The 21,709-nt window shown below is 68.5% G+C and carries 22 protein-coding genes; 11 read left to right on the forward strand and 11 right to left on the reverse strand.

Annotation, left to right across the window (positions count from 1 at the left end):
* Window positions 1-14: 14 nt before the first annotated feature.
* The 5 genes from rsmA to F788_RS0110400 are packed head-to-tail and all read right to left on the reverse strand — an operon-like array spanning window position 15 to window position 6,225.
* Complete coding sequence (gene rsmA, locus F788_RS0110380; protein WP_019590114.1) at window positions 15-848, reverse strand: 16S rRNA (adenine(1518)-N(6)/adenine(1519)-N(6))-dimethyltransferase RsmA; 834 nt, start codon at window positions 846-848, stop codon at window positions 15-17.
* A complete protein-coding gene (pdxA, locus tag F788_RS0110385) occupies window positions 845-1,864 on the reverse strand; it encodes a 4-hydroxythreonine-4-phosphate dehydrogenase PdxA (protein ID WP_019590115.1) in 1,020 nt (339 codons plus the stop codon). Before pdxA ends, rsmA begins: the two co-directional genes overlap by 4 nt.
* 4 nt (window positions 1,865-1,868) lie before the next feature.
* Window positions 1,869-3,371: a peptidylprolyl isomerase gene (locus F788_RS0110390; RefSeq protein WP_019590116.1), complete on the reverse strand. Its 1,503-nt coding sequence runs from the start codon at window positions 3,369-3,371 to the stop codon at window positions 1,869-1,871.
* Window positions 3,349-5,577 carry an LPS-assembly protein LptD gene (locus F788_RS0110395; RefSeq protein ID WP_019590117.1) on the reverse strand — a complete coding sequence of 743 codons (2,229 nt, stop codon included), beginning with the start codon at window positions 5,575-5,577 and terminating at the stop codon, window positions 3,349-3,351. Before F788_RS0110395 ends, F788_RS0110390 begins: the two co-directional genes overlap by 23 nt.
* A 6-nt stretch (window positions 5,578-5,583) precedes the next feature.
* Window positions 5,584-6,225, reverse strand: a complete 642-nt coding sequence (locus tag F788_RS0110400) for an adenylate kinase (protein WP_019590118.1) — start codon at window positions 6,223-6,225, stop codon at window positions 5,584-5,586.
* A 178-nt stretch (window positions 6,226-6,403) separates the two neighbouring features.
* Between F788_RS0110400 and ppa the strand changes: the two genes are divergently transcribed.
* The 9 genes from ppa to lipB all read left to right on the forward strand — a co-directional run bounded on the left by ppa (window position 6,404) and on the right by lipB (window position 15,268).
* A complete protein-coding gene (ppa, locus tag F788_RS0110405) occupies window positions 6,404-6,940 on the forward strand; it encodes an inorganic diphosphatase (protein ID WP_018870894.1) in 537 nt (178 codons plus the stop codon).
* A 125-nt stretch (window positions 6,941-7,065) separates the two neighbouring features.
* On the forward strand, window positions 7,066-8,952 hold the full coding sequence (gene mrdA, locus F788_RS0110410) for a penicillin-binding protein 2 (RefSeq protein WP_019590119.1): 1,887 nt from the start codon (window positions 7,066-7,068) through the stop codon (window positions 8,950-8,952).
* Window positions 8,949-10,067, forward strand: coding sequence for a rod shape-determining protein RodA (gene rodA / locus F788_RS0110415; RefSeq protein ID WP_018946249.1), 1,119 nt, complete (start codon window positions 8,949-8,951; stop codon window positions 10,065-10,067). The genes mrdA and rodA overlap by 4 nt, the downstream gene beginning before the upstream one ends.
* Window positions 10,064-11,074, forward strand: coding sequence for a lytic murein transglycosylase B (gene mltB / locus F788_RS0110420; RefSeq protein ID WP_019590120.1), 1,011 nt, complete (start codon window positions 10,064-10,066; stop codon window positions 11,072-11,074). Before rodA ends, mltB begins: the two co-directional genes overlap by 4 nt.
* Window positions 11,046-12,050, forward strand: a complete 1,005-nt coding sequence (locus F788_RS0110425) for a septal ring lytic transglycosylase RlpA family protein (protein WP_019590121.1) — start codon at window positions 11,046-11,048, stop codon at window positions 12,048-12,050. The genes mltB and F788_RS0110425 overlap by 29 nt, the downstream gene beginning before the upstream one ends.
* A gap of 106 nt (window positions 12,051-12,156) precedes the next feature.
* Window positions 12,157-13,392: a D-alanyl-D-alanine carboxypeptidase family protein gene (locus F788_RS0110430; protein ID WP_019570710.1), complete on the forward strand. Its 1,236-nt coding sequence runs from the start codon at window positions 12,157-12,159 to the stop codon at window positions 13,390-13,392.
* Window positions 13,393-13,399: 7 nt separating this feature from the next.
* On the forward strand, window positions 13,400-14,299 hold the full coding sequence (locus tag F788_RS0110435; RefSeq protein ID WP_018870900.1) for a D-amino acid aminotransferase: 900 nt from the start codon (window positions 13,400-13,402) through the stop codon (window positions 14,297-14,299).
* Window positions 14,292-14,567, forward strand: a complete 276-nt coding sequence (locus F788_RS0110440) for a YbeD family protein (protein ID WP_018870901.1) — start codon at window positions 14,292-14,294, stop codon at window positions 14,565-14,567. Before F788_RS0110435 ends, F788_RS0110440 begins: the two co-directional genes overlap by 8 nt.
* Window positions 14,564-15,268 carry a lipoyl(octanoyl) transferase LipB gene (gene lipB / locus F788_RS0110445; protein WP_196800569.1) on the forward strand — a complete coding sequence of 235 codons (705 nt, stop codon included), beginning with the start codon at window positions 14,564-14,566 and terminating at the stop codon, window positions 15,266-15,268. Before F788_RS0110440 ends, lipB begins: the two co-directional genes overlap by 4 nt.
* Before the next feature lie 36 nt (window positions 15,269-15,304).
* Here the strand turns inward: lipB and lipA are convergent, their stop codons facing one another.
* The 6 genes from lipA to F788_RS0110475 form a co-directional block, all read right to left on the reverse strand.
* Window positions 15,305-16,273 (reverse strand): lipoyl synthase, encoded by a 969-nt coding sequence (gene lipA, locus F788_RS0110450; protein ID WP_018870903.1) that lies wholly within the window; start codon window positions 16,271-16,273, stop codon window positions 15,305-15,307.
* A 25-nt stretch (window positions 16,274-16,298) separates the two neighbouring features.
* The gene (locus F788_RS0110455; RefSeq protein WP_019570712.1) at window positions 16,299-17,516 is read right to left on the reverse strand and encodes an HDOD domain-containing protein; all 1,218 of its coding nucleotides are present in this window, start codon (window positions 17,514-17,516) and stop codon (window positions 16,299-16,301) included.
* Window positions 17,509-18,720 (reverse strand): HDOD domain-containing protein, encoded by a 1,212-nt coding sequence (locus F788_RS0110460; RefSeq protein WP_019590123.1) that lies wholly within the window; start codon window positions 18,718-18,720, stop codon window positions 17,509-17,511. Before F788_RS0110460 ends, F788_RS0110455 begins: the two co-directional genes overlap by 8 nt.
* Window positions 18,721-18,810: 90 nt before the next feature.
* Window positions 18,811-19,323, reverse strand: a complete 513-nt coding sequence (locus F788_RS0110465; protein ID WP_019021098.1) for a hypothetical protein — start codon at window positions 19,321-19,323, stop codon at window positions 18,811-18,813.
* Window positions 19,320-19,724 carry a hypothetical protein gene (locus F788_RS0110470; protein ID WP_019570714.1) on the reverse strand — a complete coding sequence of 135 codons (405 nt, stop codon included), beginning with the start codon at window positions 19,722-19,724 and terminating at the stop codon, window positions 19,320-19,322. Before F788_RS0110470 ends, F788_RS0110465 begins: the two co-directional genes overlap by 4 nt.
* 18 nt (window positions 19,725-19,742) lie before the next feature.
* On the reverse strand, window positions 19,743-19,985 hold the full coding sequence (locus F788_RS0110475) for a BolA family protein (protein ID WP_018870908.1): 243 nt from the start codon (window positions 19,983-19,985) through the stop codon (window positions 19,743-19,745).
* A gap of 277 nt (window positions 19,986-20,262) precedes the next feature.
* On the opposite strand from F788_RS0110475, the gene F788_RS0110480 reads away from it, so the two are divergent.
* Together F788_RS0110480 and ribE are read left to right on the forward strand one after the other, a co-directional pair.
* Window positions 20,263-21,015, forward strand: coding sequence for an MBL fold metallo-hydrolase (locus tag F788_RS0110480; RefSeq protein ID WP_019590124.1), 753 nt, complete (start codon window positions 20,263-20,265; stop codon window positions 21,013-21,015).
* Between the two features lie 205 nt (window positions 21,016-21,220).
* Entirely contained in the window at window positions 21,221-21,706 is a 486-nt protein-coding gene (gene ribE, locus F788_RS0110485; RefSeq protein ID WP_018870910.1) for a 6,7-dimethyl-8-ribityllumazine synthase, read from the forward strand.
* The last annotated feature ends 3 nt before the right edge of the window (window positions 21,707-21,709 follow it).

The raw sequence follows: 21,709 nt of genomic DNA on the forward strand, positions 1-21,709 counted from the left end.
TGCCCCTGCCCGGGTCACTCCGCGCCGGCGGATTCGGGGATCCGCCGGGCGAGGGCGTCGAAACCGGCGACGTCGACGGTCTCCGGACGCTGGCCCGGGTCCAGGCCGGCGGCCTCGATATCGGCCGCCTCCAGCAGGCCGGCAAGCCCGCGCCGCAGGGTCTTGCGCCGATTGGAGAACGCGCGGTTGACCAGCGCGGCGAAGGCGGGCAGCCGCGCAGCGGGTACCCGCGGCTCGGCATCCGGGACGATGCGCACCACGGCCGAATGCACCTTCGGCGGCGGGTGAAATGCCCCCGGCGGGACTCCCAGCAGTTCGGTGGCGCGGGCGCGCGCGGCAACCATCACGCTCAGGCGGCCGTAGCGCTTGCTGCCCGGCCCGGCGGTGATGCGTTCCACCACCTCGCGCTGCAGCAGGAAATGCATGTCGCGGATGTGCTCGCTCTGCTCCAGCAGGTGGAACAGCAGCGGGGTGGAGATGTTGTAGGGGAGGTTGCCGACCACGCGCCAGCCGGCGGGCGGGGGCGGGCCGAGCGCGGCCAGATCCAGTTCCAGGGCATCGCCGGTGTGCAGGGTCAGGCGTTCGGGCGGGAAGTGGCTGCGCAGCGCCGCGGCCAGATCACGGTCGATCTCCACTGCGTCCAGTTTCTGCAGGCGGTCCAGCAGCGGGGCCGTCAGGGCGCCGCGCCCCGGGCCGATCTCCAGCATGCGATCGTCCGGCTGCGGGTCGATGGCTCGCACGATGCGATCGAGGATCCCCGGGTCATGGAGGAAATTCTGGCCGAAGCGGCGGCGGACCGGGCCCGGTCCCTCGTCGGCTGCGGCCGGTCGCCGGGTGCGTCGGGTCATGTCGGAGTCCCCGCCGGGGCTGCCCCGCGGTGGCCCGCGAGACGGGCGGCCAGGTTCTCCGCCGCGGCCAGACTGCCGACCTCGGCGCGTCCGCTGCCGGCCAGATCCAGCGCGGTGCCGTGATCCACCGAGGTGCGCACGAAGGGGAGGCCCAGGGTGACGTTTACCGCCTCGCCGAAGCCGGCGTGCTTGAGCACCGGCAGGCCCTGGTCGTGGTACATGGCGAGCACCGCGTCGACCCGGGCGAGGGCACGCGGGGTGAAGGCGGTGTCGGCCGGCAGCGGCCCGGTCAGGTGCATGCCGCGTTCGCGCAGGCGGGCGAGCACCGGTTCGATCACGAGCTCTTCCTCGCGTCCCAGCACGCCGCCCTCGCCGGCGTGCGGGTTGAGCCCGAGCACGGCGATGCGCGGCCGCGCCAGGCCGAAGTCGCGGCGCAGGTCCTGATCCAGGATGTGCAGGGTCCGTTCCAGCACCGGCGGGGTAATCGCGTCGGGGACCTCGCGCAGGGGCAGGTGAGTGGTCACCAGGGCAACGCGCAGATCACCGGCGACCAGCATCATCACCGGTCGGCCGGAGCCGGCGCGCTCGGCCAGCCATTCGGTGTGGCCGGTGAAATCGTGGCCGGCCCGATGGATCACTCCCTTGTGGACCGGGGCGGTCACCATGGCGTCGAAGTGCCCGTCGAGGCAGCCGTCGGCGGCCGCGGCCAGCAGGTTGAGCACGTGCCCGGCATTGGCCGGTTCCAGGGCCCCGGGGGTCACCGGTGCTTCCACCGGGACCTCCAGCAGCTCCAGGGTGCCGGCAGGTGTAGGTTTGCGCGGTGCATCGGGGTCGTGCGCGCGCAGGGTGAGGGCGATGCGCAGATCGCGTGCGCGGCGTTCGAGGACACCCGCATCGCCGATCGCGACGCGCTGGGCCGGACCGGCGTGGCGCGCCAGCATGGCCAGCAGGTCGGGTCCGATTCCGGCGGGTTCGCCGGCGGTCAGCGCCAGACGCGGAACCGGTTCTCCGGCCATCGGCTCAGGGCTCGAGGCCGTCGACGCGGTATTCGACATAGGCGCCCTCGCGCAGGCGGCGCAGCCACAGCTCCATCTCGTCCTGGCGCTTGCGGTTCTGCAGGACTTCGCGGGCGCGGGCGCGGATCTGCTCGCGGGTGGTGTCGACTTCGCGGCGGTCCAGCACCTCGATGATGTGCCAGCCGAACTCGCTCTGCACCGGCTCGCTGATCTCGCCCGGCTCGAGCCGGTTCATGGCCTGTTCGAAGCCGGGCACCAGCTCCCCGGGACTGATCCAGCCCAGGCGGCCGCCCTGCGCGGCGGACCCCGGGTCGTCGGAGTTGCCGCGGGCGAGATCGCCGAAGTCCTCGCCCTCCTGCAGGCGGTTGTACAGGGCGCGGATCTGGCGCTCGGCCTCTTCCTCGCTGCGGACCTCGTCGGGACTCTTGAGGATGTGACGGACTTCGGTCTGTTCGACCAGGGTCTGGTCACCGCCCTCGCGGTCCTCGAGACGGATGATGTGGAAGCCCTGCGGTGAGCGCAGGACGTCGCTGACCGCGCCGGTGCGCATCAGGATGGCCTCGCGGGCCAGCACCGTGGACAGCTCGCCGGGGCTGCGCCAGCCCAGGTCGCCGCCCTGCAGGGCCTGCGGTCCGTCGGATGCTTCCATCGCCACCCGGGCGAATTCCTCGCCTTCCCGCACCCGGGAGCGCAGCTCCGCGGCCTTTTCCCGCGCCTCGCGGATCTCGTCGCTGCCGGCGCCCTGCGGCACCGCGACGAGGATGTGCGAGAGGCGGTAGCGCACGTCGCGGTCGATGGCGCCGCTTTCCGAGGCGATGAGGTCTTCGATCTCCTGATCGGAAACCCGGACCCGGTTGTCGACCTGGCGGCTGCGCAGCTGGTTGATGGTCAGCTCGGTGCGGATCTGTTCACGAAACGCCTCGAAGTCCACGCCGTCCTGCATCAGGGCGCGGCGCAGCTGGGGCAGTGTCATGCGGTTCTCGCGCGCGATCTGCTCCATGGTTCGGTTCAGTGTCATCTCGTCGATGCTGATGCCGATCCTGCGGGCTTCCTGCAGCTGCACGCGTTCGGTAACCAGCTGTTCCATGACCTGGCGGGCGAGGGCATCCTGGCCGGGCGGACGCTGCCCCTGTTCGGCCATCTGCTGAGCCACCAGGTTCATGCGTTCCACCAGCTCGCGCTGGGTGATCACGTCTTCCTCGACGATCGCGAGGATGCGGTCGGTGAACTGGTCTTCCTCCGGCGGAGTGATTGCCGGGGCGGGCGCGCCGGCATCGGTGGCGGCACCCGGGGTGACCGGGGCCTGTACCCCCGTTTCGGCGCCGGGGCCCGCTCCGGCGCCCGCTCCGGCGCCCGCTCCGGTGCCCGTACCTTCGGGCATGGAGAGCGGGTCGTGCTGGGCCTGGGCCAGCGGCGCCAGGGCCAGGGCAAGCCCGGCCAGGAGCAGGGGGCGGGCAAGCATGCCCGCGCGGCGACCGGCGCTTTTAGCGGTCGGGGTGCGCATCATATCCGGCAATACCTTCGCTCAGGAGGCTGTCGACTCCGCCGTCGAAACGGGCCAGTCCGTCCAGCGTGATCTGGAAATGGATCGAGTTGTCGTAGCGCTGGTCGGAATCCAGCGAACGCCGGGCGACCACGCGCAAACCATAGCAGCAACTACGATACTGGAGACCGGCCAGAAGTTCGAGGTCGCGTTCACTGCGCAGGCTGTAGTTCCAGCGTCCGACCAGATCCACGCGGTCGCCGGCCGGCCACAGGACGGACACGTCGGTCTGTTCCAGCCGGTCGGCCCGCTGGCGGTAGCCGAGGTTGATGCGCCGGCGCTCATCCGGGCTCCAGGACACGCCGAGCGCGGCCAGCGAGGTGTCCTCGTGCTCGCGGTTGTAGAGCACCGAGCCGCGGCCGTCCCAGGCGTCGCCGATACGCAGGCGCCCCTCCACGGCGAGGTCCGAATGGCGGTCCTCCAGTGCCGGCGCGGAGGGGCTGCGGCGTACGCGGCGGTCGCGGAAATAGCGGATCTCGCCGACCGACAGCCGCGCGCGTTCCTGTCCGGTGGTCGTATCGAGGAGGCGGCTGGTCAGGGCGGCGGTGAGCTGGTGGGTGTCGCCCACGCGGTCGGCGCCGGTAAAGCGCTGCAGGCTGAACAGGTTGTCGAAGCTGAACTCGCGCTCGCCGGTGTCGAACACCGGGATGTCGTCCTGGTCGCGGTAGGGCACGTAGCCGTAGAACAGCCGGGGCTCCAGGGTCTGCAGCCGTTCGCCGTCGGCCAGGTCGCGTTCGAAGATCAGGCCGCTGTCCACCGCGGCGTGCGGTACGGTGCGGCGGATGGACTCGGGGCCGGGTTCGCCGCGGCGGTCCAGCTCGTAGGCGGTGTAGCGCACCCCGGCACGGGGCTCGACAAAGATCCCGCCGGTGTCGAAACGCCAGGCCAGTTCCGGGTCGAGGTCGAAACGCAGGCCGGTGGGACGGTCCGAGGCGCGTTCCTGACGGGCGAAACGCACCAGTTCGGCGTCCAGGTCCCAGGTGACTCCGCCGCCGGCCCATTGTCCCGCGTATTCGCCGGCTTCCAGGGTGATCTGCGGGAGGCGCTGGTAGGGCTCGCGCCGGTCGGCCAGCTCGGTGTCGACGATCTGATAGTCCTCGACCCGGGTGCGCAGGCGGTAGCGCGGTTGACTCCAGGTCAGGTCGGCCCGGCGACGCAGGTCGCGCACCGAGCTCGAATAGCGGTCGGCGGAGCCGAAATCGCGGAAATATTCACTGTCGGAGACGTCCGCGGCATCGATGTCCAGGCGCAGGCCCGGGGTGATGCGGGTGCGGTGCTGCCAGGCCACAAATTGGCGATCCTCGCCGGTCTCGCGATCGTCCGGCAGGTAGCGAAAATCGACCTGTCCTTCGTGGGCAGGCTGCAGGTAGCGGAATTCGGTGCTCAGCTTGATCCCGCGGTCGGCCATGATGCGCGGCGTGAACGTGGCGTCGTAATTGGGCGCGATGTTCCAGTACCACGGCAGGGACAGATCCGCGCCGGTGCGTCCGCCGGTGCCGAAGCTGGGCAGCAGGAAGCCGGACTTGCGCCGGTCGTCCAGGGGGAAATCGATATACGGGGTGTAGGCCACGGGTACGTTGCGCACGCGCAGCACGGCGTGGCGGGCGACCCCGCGTCCGCTTTCCTGGTCGAGGTCGAGGCGTGCGGCGTCCAGGCGCCAGGAGTCGCGGTTGACCGGGCAGGTGGTGTACTGCGCCCGTTCGAAGCGGTGCCGGTCGGGGTCGAGCTGCGTGCCGGCCCCGGCCTGTCCGCGTGCGGGCACCGAGCGCACCATGTAATCGATGCGGCTCAGCTCCCCGGTATCTTCGTCGAGCTGGAAACGGCCGTCTTCGCCTTGCAGCAGCAGGTCGCCGTCGAACAGCCGGACCGCTCCCTCGGTCCGTGCCAGCCCCCGGGCGCGGTCGTAGTCGAGGACCTCGGCGTCCAGCCGTTGACGGTCTGCGTACAGCCGGACATCGCCCTCGGCGCGCACCTGGTCGCCCTCGCGACGTACATGATCCGCCTCGATCTCGCGCACGTCGGGCGGCAGTTCGCGCAGGGCGGGCCAGACGGCGTCGGGCGCGAATTCGCAGCCGGCGGGACGATCCCCGCCGAAGGCCGTCTCCGTGCCGGCCGCCGGGGCGGTGGCGGCCAGCACGAGGCACACCGCCGCGGCACGCGCCGGCCGCATCGCGGATCAGTCCAGCAGGCCGCGGATCTCGTCGAAGATCCGTTCCATGTCGCGGGTGCCGTCGACGTGCTTGAGCAGACCGCGGGTGTCGTAATACTCGATCAGCGGCTGCGTCTGTTCCTCGTACACCTGCAGGCGGCTGACCACCGTCTCCTCGGTGTCGTCCGCGCGGTGGACCAGGTTGCCGCCGCACTGGTCGCAGATGCCTTCCTTCTGCGGCGGGAAGGTGTGGGTGTTGAACACCGCGCCGCAGCTTTCGCAGGAGACCCGGCCGGTCAGGCGCTGCTTCAGCTCCTCGAACGGCACGTCGATCTGGACCGCGCGGTCCAGCGGACGCTCGATGTCGGTCAGCATGCTGTCCAGGGCCTCGGCCTGGGCGCAGTTGCGCGGGAACCCGTCGAGGATGAAGCCCTTTTCGGCGTCGGGCTCCTGCAGACGGTCGCGGATCAGGCCCAGCACCAGGTCATCGGGGACCAGCTGGCCGGCGTCCATGGCGCTCTTCGCCTTCAGGCCCAGTTCGGTCTCCGCGGCGACGGCCGCGCGCAGCAGGTCGCCGGTGGAGATCTGGGGGATGCCGAAGTGACTGACCATCTTCTTGGCCTGGGTACCCTTGCCGGATCCGGGGGCGCCCATCAGGACGATTCGCATAATTGACTCCTGCCGTGTGCCGTTCGCGCCCGCATCGGCGCCGGCACGTGAATTGGGTATCGAAAGCGCACGCGGTCTTATACCGACTGGCCGGGGGGCTCGCAAGCCGGCCGGGATCGTTCACCTGTCGCGCAGTCCCGTTATAATGCCGCGCCAACCAATCAAGCGGAAAGAGACGATGGATCTGAATCAGATTGAAGCCGGGAAGGATCTGCCCGATGACATGAACGTGGTCATCGAGATCCCTGCCCACGGTCAGCCGGTCAAGTACGAGGTCGACAAGGACAGCGGGGCGCTGGTGGTCGACCGTTTCATGACGGTCGCCATGTTCTACCCCTGCAACTACGGGTTCGTGCCGCAGACCCTGTCGGAAGACGGCGATCCGGTGGACGTGCTGGTGATCACGCCGGTGCCGCTGATGCCGGGTTCGGTGGTGCGCGCGCGGCCGGTGGGCGTGCTGCAGATGTCCGACGAGGCCGGGCAGGATGCGAAGATCCTGGCGGTGCCGGTCACCAAGCTGCATCCGGGGTACGAGAGCGTGAAGGGTCCGGAAGACGTGTCGCAGGAGCTGCTCGACAGCATCAAGCACTTCTTCGAGCACTACAAGGAGCTCGAAGCCGGCAAGTGGGTCAAGGTGGAAGGCTGGGCGGACGCCGAGGCCGCCAGGACGGAGATCCTTGCCAGCTACAAGCGTTTCCAGAAGAGCAAGATCTGAAGCCTTTCGCGCAGCCATGGGCGTGCCGTGCGGGCCCCGGGGGAGCCGGTCTCCCGGGCGTGCCGGTGCGCGTGCCCGTCCGCGACCCGATGGAGCGGTCCTGATGGCCGCGGGCGGGCGGTCCCATGGATGAGCGCGACGCCTATGGACAGGAACAGCACGATCACCGGCGTTTTGTCGCGCGGGTGGTGCTGTCCCTGGTGCTGCTGGCGGGGGTGCTGGGCCTGATCGGCTGGCACACCGCCAGTCTGCAGGTGGGTGCGCACGAGCACTACACCACGCTTTCCGAGAACAACCGGCTGCGCATCGAGCCCATCGCCCCCAGCCGGGGCGTGATCCGGGATCGCAACGGCGTGCTGCTGGCCGGCAACCGGGCTTCCTATCAGCTCGAGGTCACGGTGGAACAGGCCGACGACCTCGACCGGCTGCTGGAGCGGCTCGAGGACTTCGTGGAACTCTCCGATGCCGACCTCGAGCGTTTCCGCCGCGGGGTGGAGCAGCGGCGCCCGTTTCAGCCGGTGTTGCTGAAGGCGGGGCTGGACGACGAGACCGTCGCACATCTGGCCGTTTCCCGGCATGAGCTCCCCGGGGTCGAGATCGAAGCGCGTCCGATGCGCTATTACCCGGCCGGCGAGGCGTTCACGCATGTGGTGGGCTACGTGGGCCGGATCACGCGCGAGGACCTGCAGCGCGTGGACCGGCGTGCCTATGCCGGGGTATCCCACATTGGCAAGACCGGTATCGAGCAGCATTACGAGGAGCTGCTGCACGGCCGCCCGGGCCACCGTCAGGTGGAGGTGAACGCCCAGGGCCGGACGATCCGCGAGCTGGAGGTCAGCCCGCCGACGGCCGGGACCGACATCCATCTGACCCTGGACTACAACCTGCAGCTGGCAGCCCGCCGCGCACTGGGGGACCAGCGCGGGGCGATCGTGGCCATCGAGCCCGCCAGCGGAGACGTCCTGGCCATGGTCAGTGCCCCGGGATTCGATGCCGAGCCGTTCGTGAAGGGGCAGTCGCAGGAAGAGTTCTCGGCACTGCGCGACCATCCGGGGCGGCCGCTGTTCAACCGGGTGCTGCATGGCCAGTATCCGCCGGGGTCCACCATCAAGCCGATCGTGGCCCTGGCCGGCCTGCACGAGGAGGCGACCACCGCCGACCGCGAGATGTTCGCCCGCGGCTACTACCAGATTCCCGGGCACGAACGCCGCTATCGTGACTGGCGCCGGGAGGGCCATGGACTGGTCGACATGTCGCGCGCGATTGCGGTGTCGTCGGACGTGTATTTCTATGATCTCGCTCACGACATGGGGATCGACCGGATTACGCCGATGCTGGAAGCCTTCGGTATCGGCGAGCCCACCGGCATCGATCTCAGCGGCGAACGCACCGGCATCCGGCCGGGACGCGACTGGAAACGTGCCACCCACGGCACCGTCTGGTATCCCGGCGAGACCCTGATCACGGCCATCGGGCAGGGCTACATGCTCAGCACCCCGCTGCAGATGGCCGACTTCACCACCACGCTGGCGAATCGGGGCGAGCGCGTGCGCCCGCGCCTGCTGCGGGCGATGGGGGATGGCCGGGAACGGGAAATCGGCGAGACCCTGCTGCCCGATTACCGCCAGCCGGTGGCGCTGGACGAAGCCCACTGGGACGTGATCCACGAATCCCTCGTCGAAGCGGTGCACGAACCGCATGGCACCGCCTGGGGCAGTATCGGGAGCACCCGTCCGGAGTACACCATCGCGGGCAAGACCGGGACCTCGCAGGTCTTCAGCCTGGGCGAGGACGAGGAGTACGACGAGGACGAGCTGGCCCGGCATCTCTGGGATCACGCCCTGTTCACCGGCTATGCCCCGGCGGATGACCCGCAGATCGCGGTTGCGGTGCTGGTGGAGCACGGCGGCAGTGGTGGCCGCGTAGCGGCGCCCAAGGCGCGCGAGGTCATGGATGCCTGGCTGCTGGGCGGTGGCGGCATGAGATTGCCCGTCGAGGAGGCCGGGGAATGATCAGCGTGACCGGACGTGAGCTCTCCGCCGGCCAGTGGGCCCTGCGCAGCCTGCGGATGGATGGCACGCTGCTGATCCTGCTGTCGCTGCTGCTGATGCTCGGTCTGGTGGTGCTGTTCAGCGCGACCGGCGAGAGTCTGGTCGCGCTGGAGAACCAGGTGTTGCGGATCGGTTTCGGGGTCGCGGCGATGCTGGTGATCGCGCAGATCCCGGTGCGTGTACTGCGGGTCATGGCCCCCTGGCTTTTCGTCGCCGGCCTGGTGCTGCTGGTCGCGGTGCTGTTCTTCGGCGAGATCGGCAAGGGGGCCCGGCGCTGGCTGGACACGGGGCTGGTGCGTTTCCAGCCTTCGGAGATCATGAAACTGGCCGTGCCGATGATGACCGCGTGGTACCTGTCGCTGCGCCAGGGTGCGCCGCGGGCGCGCGATCTGGCCGTGGTGCTGCCGATCATCCTGGTGCCGGTGTGGCTGATCATGGAGCAGCCCGATCTGGGCACCGCGATGCTGGTGGGCGTGGCCGGGCTGCTGGTGGTCTTCCTCGCCGGGCTGTCCTGGCGCTGGTTCACCGGGCTCGGGGCCCTGGTGGCCGCGGCGGCGCCGGTGCTCTGGCTGCAGATGCATGACTACCAGCGCCAGCGCGTGCTGACGCTGTTCAATCCCGAGTCCGATCCCCTGGGTACCGGTTATCACATCATCCAGTCGCAGATCGCCATCGGCTCGGGCGGGTTCTACGGCAAGGGCTGGCTCAACGGGACCCAGTCGCAGCTGGACTTTCTGCCGGAACGGTCGACCGATTTCATCTTCGCGGTGTATGCCGAGGAATTCGGCTTCATGGGGGTGGTGCTGCTGCTGGCGCTGTATTTCGCCATCGTCGCGCGCGGGCTGTGGCTGGCATCCCTGGCGCAGGACCGCTTCGCCCGTCTGCTGGGTGGCAGCATCAGCCTGACCTTTGCGGTGTACATGGTGGTCAATATCGGCATGGTGACCGGGCTGCTGCCGGTGGTGGGAGTTCCGTTGCCTCTTGTGAGCTATGGCGGAACTTCGCTGGTGACGCTCATGGTGGCCTTCGGTATTCTCATGAGCATTGCCTCCGAAAAACGCCTGGTGAATCGATGAACCCCGTAAATCCGTGTCGCTTCGCGACGACTGTTGCCGTCTCCTGCCTGTTTCTGGCCGCCACCGCCACGGCGTCCAACTCCGAATACCGGGCGGGCGAGACGCCCTATCTCGAACGCGAGGAGGTGCAGGAATTCATCGACGAACGCGCGGAGGCGGGATTCGATCGCGAATGGCTGAAAGAACTGTTCGAGGAGGCGCAGCCGCGCCAGGACATCATCGACAGCATCTCCAGCCCCGCCGAAGCCCTGCCGTGGAAGGACTACCGGCCGATCTTCGTGAACGAACGCCGGGTGCGGCGCGGGCGCGAGTTCATGGAAGAGCAGGCCGAGTGGCTGGAACGCGCCGAGGAACGCTTCGGTGTCGAGCCGGAAATGATCACCGCGATCATCGGCATCGAGACCGATTACGGACGCAACACCGGCAGCACCCGCGTGCTGGATGCGCTGGTGACCCTCGGATTCGACTACCCGCCACGGGCGGCATTCTTCCGCAGCGAGCTGGGCCATCTGCTGGAGCTGGCGGAGGAGGAGGATCTGGAGATCCTTGATCTGCATGGCTCCTACGCCGGAGCGATGGGTTACGGCCAGTTCATCTCCTCCAGCTACCGTCATTACGCGGTGGATTTCGATGACTCCGGGCGGCGCGATCTGCTGAATTCCTGGCCCGACGCGATCGGCAGCGTGGCGAACTACTTCGCCGAGCATGACTGGCGCTGGGGGCAGCCGGTGGTGGCCCGCGCCGAGGTCGACGACCATCCGGAAGAACTGGTCGAGCAGGGCTATACCGCGCGCTTCGACCTGGACGAGCTGGCCGAGCACGGCGTGCGTCCGGCCGAAGGCGAAACGGTCGACCCGGACGGTGATTATTCGCTGGTGTATCTGGAGGCCGACGAGGGCGATGTCTATTATCTGGGGTATCCGAATTTCTACGTGATCACGCGATACAACCGGAGTCCGCTGTATGCGATGGCCGCCCATGAGCTGGCGCAGGCGCTGTACGACTGACGGGCGTGCGATCGGCGGGGCCGCCCTGCCGGTTGCGCTGCTGGCCGGTATGATCCTTGCCGGTTGCTCGGGTACGCCCGAGCGCGACCGCCCGCTGGGGGACGCCGCCCATGACAGCTATCCCGATCCCGACGAAGTACCGCGGGATCTGGCACTCCTGCCGGATGCCGAACCCACCGACGAGCCGCCCAGTCGTTACGGCAATCCGGCCGAGTACGAGGTGTTCGGTCAGCGCTACGTGACGCTGTCTTCTTCCGAAGGTTTCGAGGAGGAGGGGATGGCGTCATGGTACGGAACGAAGTTTCACGGCCGCCGGACCTCCAGTGGCGAGCCCTATGACATGTACGCCATGACCGCGGCGCACAAGAAGCTGCCGCTGCCCAGCTTCGTCGAGGTGACCCATCTGGAGAACGGGAAGCAGGTGGTGGTCCGGGTGAACGACCGAGGCCCGTTCGTGGATGACCGTATCATCGATCTGTCCTATGCCGCGGCCCATCGTCTGGGCATGACCGACGCGGGCGTGGCGCCGGTGCGTATCCGCGCGGTCGGCCCCGGGGACGTGAACGGCGAGGTGCGTACGGCCGAACGCGATCGCAAGGGTGCCGACACCCTCGCGGAGCCGGAGCCGCTGGCGGCGGACGCGAACGACCCGGACGCAACGCGGGAGATGGCCGGGACGGTCGACGGCGACGGGGCATACAACGGTGACCCGGGGTCCGGACAGGGGGACAGCCAGGAGCCCGCGCGCTATATCCAGGTGGGCGCCTTCGGTGAACGGATGACGGCCGAGCGCCTGCGCGAAAGCCTGCAGGCGGACGGATTCCGGGTGGCCGAACTCGGTCGCGTGGAGACCGCCGGCGGCGAGGAGCTGCACCGCGTGCGGGTGGGCCCGCTGCACGGCGAGGACAACGTGCGCGATACGGCCCGTCGGCTGGAAGCGGTGGCGCCCGGGGATTTCCGTATCGTGACCGATTGAGAACCCGGACGGCGTGCCGGTCTGGTATCTTTGGCATCCTTCGGTGTCCGGCCGCCGTGTGCGCCCGCAAGCCCCCGGTCCTCATTCATGGAGACTCCTTCGGTTCATGAAGTCATTACTTCGCAATTCCCTGATCACCGTCAGTTTTCTGCTGTTCCTGCCCGTGGCGGCCAGCGCCGTGGAACTGGAACTGCCACGTGCCGGAACCGGCCCTTCGGCTCCCGGAAGCATCCCCTCGCCGCCATCGGACATCACCGCGGCCAGCTATGTGCTGAAGGACTTCGAATCCGGTGTGGCCCTGGCGGAGCGCGATCCGTCCGCGCGGCGCGAGCCGGCGAGCCTGACCAAGCTGATGACGGCCTACGTGGTGTTCGGCGAGATCCGGGACGGCCGACTGTCACTGGAGGAAGAAGTCACCATCAGCGAGCGGGCCTGGCGTACCGGGATGGAGGGCGCTTCGCGGATGTTCATCGAGGTCGGCGAGGAAGTCCGGGTCGAGGATCTGCTGCGCGGCATGATCATCCAGTCCGGTAACGACGCCTCGACCGCGCTGGCGGAGCGCGTGGCCGGCTCGCAGGGTGCCTTCGTGGACATGATGAACAACCAGGCCCGGCGCCTGGGCATGCAGGATTCCTACTTTGCCAACCCCCACGGGTTGCCGGAAGAGGAGTCGCAGTACACCACGGCGGCCGACATGGCGACCCTGGCGCGGGCCCTGATCCGCGAATTCCCGGATCTGTACAACCTGTATTCCGAGCGCTCGTTCGAATACGCCGGCATCGAACAGAACAACCGCAACCTCCTGCTTTGGCGCGATGCCGGTTTCGACGGCCTGAAGACCGGCTGGACTTCGGCGGCGGGGTACAACCTGGTGTCGTCCGCCGAACGCAACGACCGTCGCCTGGTGGCGGTGGTGATGGGCATCGACGCCCCCGACCACTCGACCGGAGGCACGCGCCGCGCGAACGAATCCCAGGCACTGGTGAACTGGGGCATGCGCTTTACCGAAACCCGGCGCTTGTTCGGTGCCGGCGAGGCCCTGGGCATGCCGCGGGTCTACAAGGGGAGCGAACAGGAGGCACCGGTCGGCCTGGCGGAGGATTTCTGGGTGGTAATTCCGCCCGGCGAGGGGGATGACCTGTCGGCTTCCATGGAGATCGACCATCCGCTGGAGGCGCCGCTGCGCGAAGGGGCCCGGGTCGGGCGCGTGGTTGCGACCCTCGACGGCGAAGCCGTCCACGAACAGCCCCTGGTCGTGTTGCAGGAGATCGAGACCGGCGGGTTCATCCGCCGTGGCTGGGACAGCGCGGCGTTGTGGGTGCAGTCGGTGTGGCCGTTCTGAGGCGGACATGAGCATTGCCCTGTTCAATGGCGAATTCCTGCCGCTGGAGGAAGTCCGGATCTCCCCGCTGGATCGCGGCTTCCTGTTCGGCGATTCGGTGTATGAGGTCATCCCCAGTTACGCGGGCCGGTTCTTCCTGCTGGACGCGCATCTGGACCGTCTCGCGCGGTCGCTGGCGGCCATTCGTCTGCCGAACCCCTTCGGCCGCGAACAATGGGAACGTCATCTGGGCGATCTGCTCCGCCACAACGGCGCGGAACCGGCGGACGGGTCGACGCCGCCGGATCTGGGACTCTATCTGCAGGTGACCCGCGGGGTGGCCCCGCGGGATCACGCCTTCCCGGATGTCTCCGAACCCACGGTACTGGGGATGGTCAGCCCCATCCGTCCGCTGGGCCCGGCGGTGCGCGAGGCGGGCGTGAGCGCGGTGACCCGCACCGACGAGCGCTGGGGTCGCTGCGACATCAAGGCCACCACCCTGCTGGCCAACGTGCTCGCGCGTCAGGAGGCCGTGGAATCCGACGCGGTGGAGGCGCTGCTGTTGCGCAATGGTCGGCTGACCGAGGGAGCCGCCAGCAACGCGTTCGTGGTGCGCGACGGGACGCTGGTGACACCGCCACTGGACAGCGGGATGCTGGCAGGGGTGACCCGCGATTTCGTGCTCGGGCTCGCCCGGGGCGAGGGTGTGCCCGTGGAGGAGCGGGGCGTGACCGCCGCGGAACTGCGGGCGGCCGACGAGGTCTGGCTCAGCAGTTCCACCCGCGAATTGCTGCCGGTGACCCGTATCGACGGTGAACTGGTGGGTTCCGGCCGGCCGGGTCCTCTGTGGGCGCGGCTGCACGCCGCCTACCAGGCCGCCAAACCCGGTGCCGCGCGTCGACAGTCGGAGGCCATGAATAATGAGTGACGAAGAAGAACGCGAGACCCTGATCGAATTCCCCTGCCGCTTCCCGATCAAGATCATGGGGGACTCTCACCCCGAATTGATGGAAGCGGTGGAATCCTGCGTGAACGACCACGTGGACGAGCCCGGGGATGCGGTGATCCAGCAGCGGGCATCCAGTGGCGGGCGCTTTGTCGGGATTACGGTGACCATCACCGCCACCAGTCAGCTGCAGCTGGACAACCTCTACCGGGCCCTGGGGCAGTGCAACCGGGTACGGATGATCCTCTGAATACGCTGCGGGTTCACCGTCTGGGCGAACGGCCCTACCTGCCGGTGTGGCGGGCGATGCGCCTGCATGCGGCGGAGCGCGGGCCGCACACGCCCGATCAGCTGTGGTGTGTGCAGCACCCGCCGGTCTATACCCAGGGGCGCAACGGTCGTGCCGAACACCTGCTCGATCCCGGCGCGGTGCCGGTGATCGCGATCGACCGCGGCGGACAGGTGACCTGGCACGGGCCGGGGCAGCTGGTGGTGTATACCCTGCTGGATCTGCGGCGCCGCGGGCTGGGGGTGCGGGCGCTGGTGGAGCGCCTGGAACAGGCAGTGATCAATGCCCTGGGAGAATGGGGCATCGTCGCGGGCCGCCGCGAGGGCGCGCCCGGGGTCTACACGGGCGATGCGAAGATCGCTGCACTGGGCCTGCGCGTGCGCCACGGGGTCAGCATCCACGGGCTGGCGCTCAACGTGGATCCGGCCCTGTCGGCCTTTGGCCGTATTCATCCCTGTGGTTATGCCGGACTGGCGACGACTTCGGTGGCCGCGGAAGGGGGACCCGCGAACCCCGAGCGGGTGCGGCGCGTGCTCCTGCGGGCGCTGGCCGTGCAGCTGGCCAGCGGGGGGCAGGAAACGCCGTCGGCCTGCGAGGAGGTGCCGACGCTGCCGCCGGAACTGCTGCGCTGCCTGGCGCGGCCGCAGGCCCCGGCGGCCTGAACGCCCCGCCGGGTGGGCGGCGACTGAGCGGCGCGTTCAGACGGCTTCGGTCTCTCCGGCGACGCCCTGTGCCTGCAGGTCCGCGTGGTAGGAGGAGCGCACCATCGGGCCGCTGGCGACCTGGCGGAAGCCCATCTCGCGGGCGCGTTCGCCCAGCTCGTCGAACTCCTCCGGTGTGAGGAAGCGGGTGACTGGCAGGTGGTGGCGCGAGGGCTGCAGGTACTGCCCGAGGGTCAGCATGTCGCAGCCATGGTCGCGCAGGTCCTGCAGGACCTGCAGCAGTTCCTCGCGTTCCTCGCCCAGACCCAGCATCAGCCCGGACTTGGTGGGGACGCCCGGATGCTGCTCCCGGAAACGCCGAAGCAGGTCCAGCGACCACTGGTAATCGGCGCCCGGGCGCGCCTCACGGTACAGCCGCGGCACGGTCTCGAGGTTGTGGTTGAAGACGTCCGGCGGGGCCTGGCGCATGATCTCCAGCGCCCGGTCCATGCGCCCGCGGAAGTCGGGCACCAGGACCTCGATCTTCGTGTTCGGGGTGCGTTCGCGGATCTCGCGGATGCAGTCGACGAAATGCCCGGCACCGCCGTCGCGCAGGTCGTCGCGGTCCACCGAGGTGATGACGACGTATTTGAGGCCGAGGGCCTCGATGGTCTCGGCCAGGTGCCGGGGTTCCTCGGGGTCCAGGGGCTCGGGACGGCCGTGGGCCACGTCGCAGAACGGGCAGCGCCGGGTGCAGACCTCGCCCATGATCATGAACGTGGCCGTTCCGTGGTTGAAGCACTCGCCGAGGTTGGGGCAGCTGGCCTCTTCGCACACGGTGACCAGCTTCTGCTCGCGCAGGATGCCCTTGATGCGCTGGACCTCGGGGCGCGCCTGGCTCTGCGCGCGGATCCATGAGGGCTTGCGCTGCGGTTTCGTGGTCGGATTGATCTTCACCGGGATGCGCGAGACCTTGTCGGCGGCGCGCTGTTTCTCCCCGGGTTGCGGACGGTTCGTTGCGGTCATGGTTCGGTTCCTGCCGGTTGACGCCTCAGGCGAGTTCCTGCATGAGGGCTTCGATCTTCGGCCGTGCCTTCTCCACCGCGGCCAGTTCACCGTTTTCGTCCAGCGTGAAGCCGAGCCGCCGGATGGCCTGGAGGTTTTCCAGCGGGATGGCCCGGGCGCGTTCCACCTCGGAGGCGTCGCGCAGACAGGCGTTGCGCGCGATGCGCACGATGTCGGTCAGGGGCGCAGCATCGGGCTGTTCCGGCCCGCCGGAGTCACGGATGGCCGCCATGATATCGGAGGCGAGTCCCCATTGCTGGGCAACCAGCTCGCCGGTCATGGATTCCAGGCGCTGAATGACGTGTTCCACCTCGACGGCATCCGGCCGCTCTTCGCGCGAGGCGATCTCGCCGAGGATCGGGAGGGCGCCGACCCGGTGCAGCAGGCCGGCGAGCAGCGCACGGTGACGATCGGCTGCACCGGATTCATCCGCCAGTACGAAGGCGATGGCGGAGATGCGCGTGGACTGACGCCACAGTTGCTCCATCAGGGTCCGGTACGGGCTCTGCCGGTCGATGAACACCTGCTGGGCGGCCAGTGCGAGCACCAGCTGGCGCGTGCGTTCGAGGCCCAGACGCGCGATCGCATCGCCGAGGCGCGTGATCTCGCGCCGTGAACCCATGGCCGGGCTGTTCGCGACCGAAAGCAGGCGGGCCGCGGTGCTGGGGTCGCGTTCGACGATCTCGGTGACCCGGCGGAACTCGATATCGGGGTCGTCGATGGCTTCCTGCAGGTGCAGGGCCACGTCCGGAAGCTGCGGCAGGGCCAGTTCGCCGGTCTGGGCCTTGTGGAAAAGGGTGGCCAGCAGTTCGCCTTCCTGCGCCGTGAGGTCGACTTCACCGACCTCCATGGCGTCGCCGACGCAATTGAGCTGGGTTTCGTAGACGTTGCGGTCGAAGCGGACCAGCGTGCTTGGGCGGGCGGCAACGGCGTGGGTACGGTAGTCGTGGGGGGCGAACAGGGGCTCCAGCGCGGCCGGTTCGTCATCCTCTACGGTGTGCGCCTTGTCGCCATGCGCCAGGACCATGCGGCCCTTCAACAGGAACAGCAGGTGGCGGTATTCCTCGCGCGCATACACCTTCTGCCCGGGCTTGAGTTCGACCATCCGGGCATGGCGGATCAGTTCGCGGCGGCCGCTTTCGCCGAGGTCGGCGAACGGCTTCAGCCGCGGGACGACGGGGTCGAGGGTCAGGGCTTCATGCATTGAACAGGAGCTTCAGTTCGTTCAGGTCGTCGTTGCGTTCCTCGAGGAACGGGATGGGATCGCCCGGCGCGGGCGGGTCGATGCCCAGGACCTCGAACGCCGCGACCTCGCGGGCATCCGGGTGGGGCTTGCCGCTGTAATGCAGGGCGGCCCATTCGGCGACGATGCCGACGCTGGCGTAGTCCGGCTGTTCGGCGCGGTAGGACCAGTCGTACGCGTGTTCGGCCACCGCCACCAGGTCCTGGCCCAGATCCCAGTAGTTGATGACCAGGACCCCGGCGAGGTTGCGCAGGCGCTCGATCAGCAGTCTGAGGCGCTCGGCGCCCGGGTTCTCCTCGCGCATCTCGGCGAACTGGATGATGGGCACCGCGCCGATCCCGGCCACCAGTCCGCCCAGCAGGGCCCGCTCCCGGTCGAGCAGGCGCAGCGAGTCGGCGATCAGGTAGGCGAACGCGGAGTTCAGCACGCCTTCGCTCCATACCTCGGCCATGGCCTCGCGGGTGGCCGCGTGCTTCGCCTTGAAGGTCTGGCGCAGGGCCATGTTCATCGCCAGCATGCGGGTGTTGCGAAAGCCCAGACGGGTGACCGCCTCGCGCACTGACTGGATCTGCTGGGCGCCGCGGAACAGCGGACTGTTGGTGGCGTGCAGCAGGGCGCCGGCAATGGTGCCGTCTCGCTGGATGACCTCGGTGAGGTCGTCCATGCTGGCTTCGGGGTCGTTGGTCAGTTCCTGGATGCGCAGCGCGACCTCCGGCATGGTCGGCAGCTCCAGGCGATTGCTGGTGATCAGATCGTAGAGTTCGCTGAAAAACGCGCCCTCGGTGTCGTCCAGCTCGGTGTCGCTGACCACCACGGAAGATGAATACGCCCTTTCCAGGGCGGCCTTGGGCACCGCGAGGATGCGGCAGGGCTGTTCGGTGAGGACGAAGTCCTGATGCCCGGGGCTGCCCTCGAACAGTTCGACCGGGACGTCGCCATCCTCGCCATCGAGGCGGATGCGCTCGGGGGTACCGCCGACCACGCGCACCAGCTGGCCGCTCAGCAGGAACAGGTGGTGTTCGCTGGCCGCATCGGGTCGCAGGCGCTTGCCGGCGGCTTCATCGAGGATTTCGCACTGGGCTGCGACTTCGTCACGGGCGCCTTGCGACAGTCCGGAGGTCGGGTCCAGTTGCTCGAGCAGCGGGCTGATCGTCGGGGTGTCCATGGGCAGGCCTGAAATCCGTGCGGTTTCCGAACAAATCCGGAGTGTACCATCGTTTTTTACGTCTGCCGTGAGATGAGCGTTAGTCGCGGGTCAGGTGCCGCGCGCTCGTCCGGTCAGGCGGCCACCGGCGTCGATCAGGCCGTGCTGCTGCAGGAACCGGCGCGCATCGTCCGCGTCCTCGCGGAACCAGGCCGCGGTGCTCCCGAGACGGAAGCTGTAACCCCAGGCGTCCATGTCGCGCATCAGCCGCTCGCGGCCGACACCGGGCAGGGCGTCGGCCAGCAGGATCTGCAGATAGCAGACGCCGCATTCCTCGAGGTCGTCGCCGCCGGCGTTGGTGTCGAGGGTGGCGCGGCGCGCAGGGTCCATGCACAGGGTATGTCCGGCCTCGTGCAGGGCCGAATGGACCGGCGTGTCCGGGCGGACGTGCACCTGCAGGCCGACGATGCCGGCTTCCGGTTCGCCCCACCAGGAGCCGGGCAGCGCGGCCCCCGCCGGATGCAGAATCAGCTCGAGGCCGTAGCCCTCGAGCAGGGCGGCGAGTGCCCCGGCCTGCTGCGGGTCGCCGCAATACAGGATCTCGTCTTCGGACGCGGTGTTCATGTATCGGCGTCGTGGTCCAGCCCGCGCTGGTGGCGTGCGGCCCGCCGCGGGCACTCTTCGGGGTGGTCGCGGCACCAGCGGTCGACCCGCTCGGTCAGGTCATCCTGAAAGCACAGCAGGTAGAAGCGCGCCTGTTCCCGGTTGACGATCTCCGGACGCCCGAGGGCATCGACCACGCCGGTGCGCAGCGCGGCGATGATCGCGTTCGCGGCCTTTTTCTGCGGCCAGGAAGTGATCTCCCGCCAGGCCTGCGGTTCGAAGTACAGGCGCAGCAGATCGGGCCGGGTGGTCAGCAGCATGCGCGTGACATTGCGCAGCGTGGTTTCCGCCTCGGCCCAGTCTTCCACCAGGCCGCCCTCCAGCAGGCGCTGGATCTCCTCGCGACCCTTGGGTGACAGCATCACGGCGACGGTGGCCGTTCAGCCTTCCGCCTCGGCTTCCTCCGGCGTCAGGGCCACGATCGACAGGGCGTGCAGTTCGCCGCTGTCGATCTGCTCGCGCACCGTGGCGTAGACGGTCTGGTGTTTCTTCACGCGGGACATGCCTTCGAACTGCGGGCTGATGACGCGCGCCTCGAACTTGCCTTCACCCCCGGTCACTTCGACCGACCGGGCATCGGGCAGGCCCGCGCGGATGAGTTCGGCGACCTGACTGGCTTCCATGGGGATTCTCCTGATTGAATGCACTGTCGGCACGGGATTCGGGTCCGCGATGATAGCGGTCGCCCGCGGACGACAGAAGAGCCCCCGCATGCGGGGGGAGACCGGGGACCCGGAGCGGTGGAACTTGTGCCCGCCCGCAGGGCTCCACCGGACATGAAAACGTTGCGTGGCGCCGGCCGGCGGGAAAAGCCAGCACTCGGGGTGTCGGTGGTTGGTCACGCGCTCATGATACGGGCTAGTATTTCAGCAAGTCCTAATACACGTCGGAGGACACGACATGATCTTCAAGCAGCTGTTCGAACCTGAATCCTCGACCTACACCTATCTCCTGTCCTGCCCGGATACTGGCAAGACGGCCCTGATTGACCCGGTCCTGGAGACCGTGGATCGCGATCTGGAGGTCCTGCAGCACATGGGCCTGAGCCTGGACTATGCGATCGAGACCCATATCCATGCGGACCACATCACCGGCGGCAAGATGCTGCGCGAGAAGGCCGGCTGTCAGCTGGCCGGCCCGGCGCTGGACGAGCTGCCCTGCCGCGACATCGGTATCCGCGAAGGCGAGCCCTTCCGCGTGGGCAACCTCGTGGTGAACCCGCTGTTCACTCCGGGACATACCGATACCCACCACGCGTATCTGCTGGATCACGTGGGGCTGAAGATGCTGTTCTCCGGGGATGCGCTGCTGATCGAGGCCTGCGGCCGTACCGACTTCCAGTCGGGGGATCCGCATACCCTGTATCAGTCGATCCACGACAAGTTCTTCACCCTGCCGGACGAGACCCTGGTCTACCCCGGGCACGACTACGAGGAACGCCAGATCACGACCATTGGGCAGGAAAAGATGCGCAACCCGCGTCTGGGCAAGGACAAGCCCGAGGAAGAGTTCGTGAAGATCATGAACGAGATGGATCTGCCCTATCCGAAGAAGATCGACTGGGCGCTGCCCGGCAACGAGGGCTGCGGCATCTGCCCGGACAACATGCCGGAGGACAAGAAGCACCTGTGCGATCCGGACGCCCAGGGCTGAGCCCCTGAGCTACGGCAGACCGCGTCCGCGGTGATGATCCGCGGGCGCCGCCGCCGGCCGGAGCCGTTTTCCGACCCGGCCGTGGGGGCTGCGCGCTCCGACGGCCGGGTTTTTCTTTCGGTGGCAGCGGCGCGACAGTGCTACACTGTGCGTTTTCGCTGTGACCTTCGCGATCGCCGCATCGCGACGCAAAAGGGAAGACCCCATGCACGAGATCGAGACCCTGGAAGGGAAGTTTACCGACGCCGGCGGGCGCCGCTTCGGCCTGCTGCTGGCGCGCTTCAACAGCCTGGTGGTGGAACGTCTGCTGGAAGGCGCGGTGGACACCCTGCGCCGGCATGGCGTGGCCGATGACAATATGACCATCGCCCGGGTCCCCGGGGCCTTCGAACTGCCGCTGGCGGCCCGCACCATGGCGGGCTCCGGTCGTTACGACGCCATCATCGCTCTCGGCTGCGTGATCCGCGGGTCCACGCCGCATTTCGACTATGTGGCGGGCGAGGCCGCCAAGGGCCTGGCCCAGGTACAGATGGAGGCCGACCTGCCGATCAGTTTCGGCGTGCTGACCACCGATTCCATCGAACAGGCCATCGAACGCGCCGGGACCAAGGCGGGCAACAAGGGGGCGGATGCCGCCATGGGGGCCATCGAGATGGTCAGCCTGATGCCGCGCCTGCGTACCGGTGCCTGAGCG

The organism is Thioalkalivibrio sp. ALE10 (genome assembly GCF_000381385.1).
GTDB lineage: Bacteria > Pseudomonadota > Gammaproteobacteria > Ectothiorhodospirales > Ectothiorhodospiraceae > Thioalkalivibrio.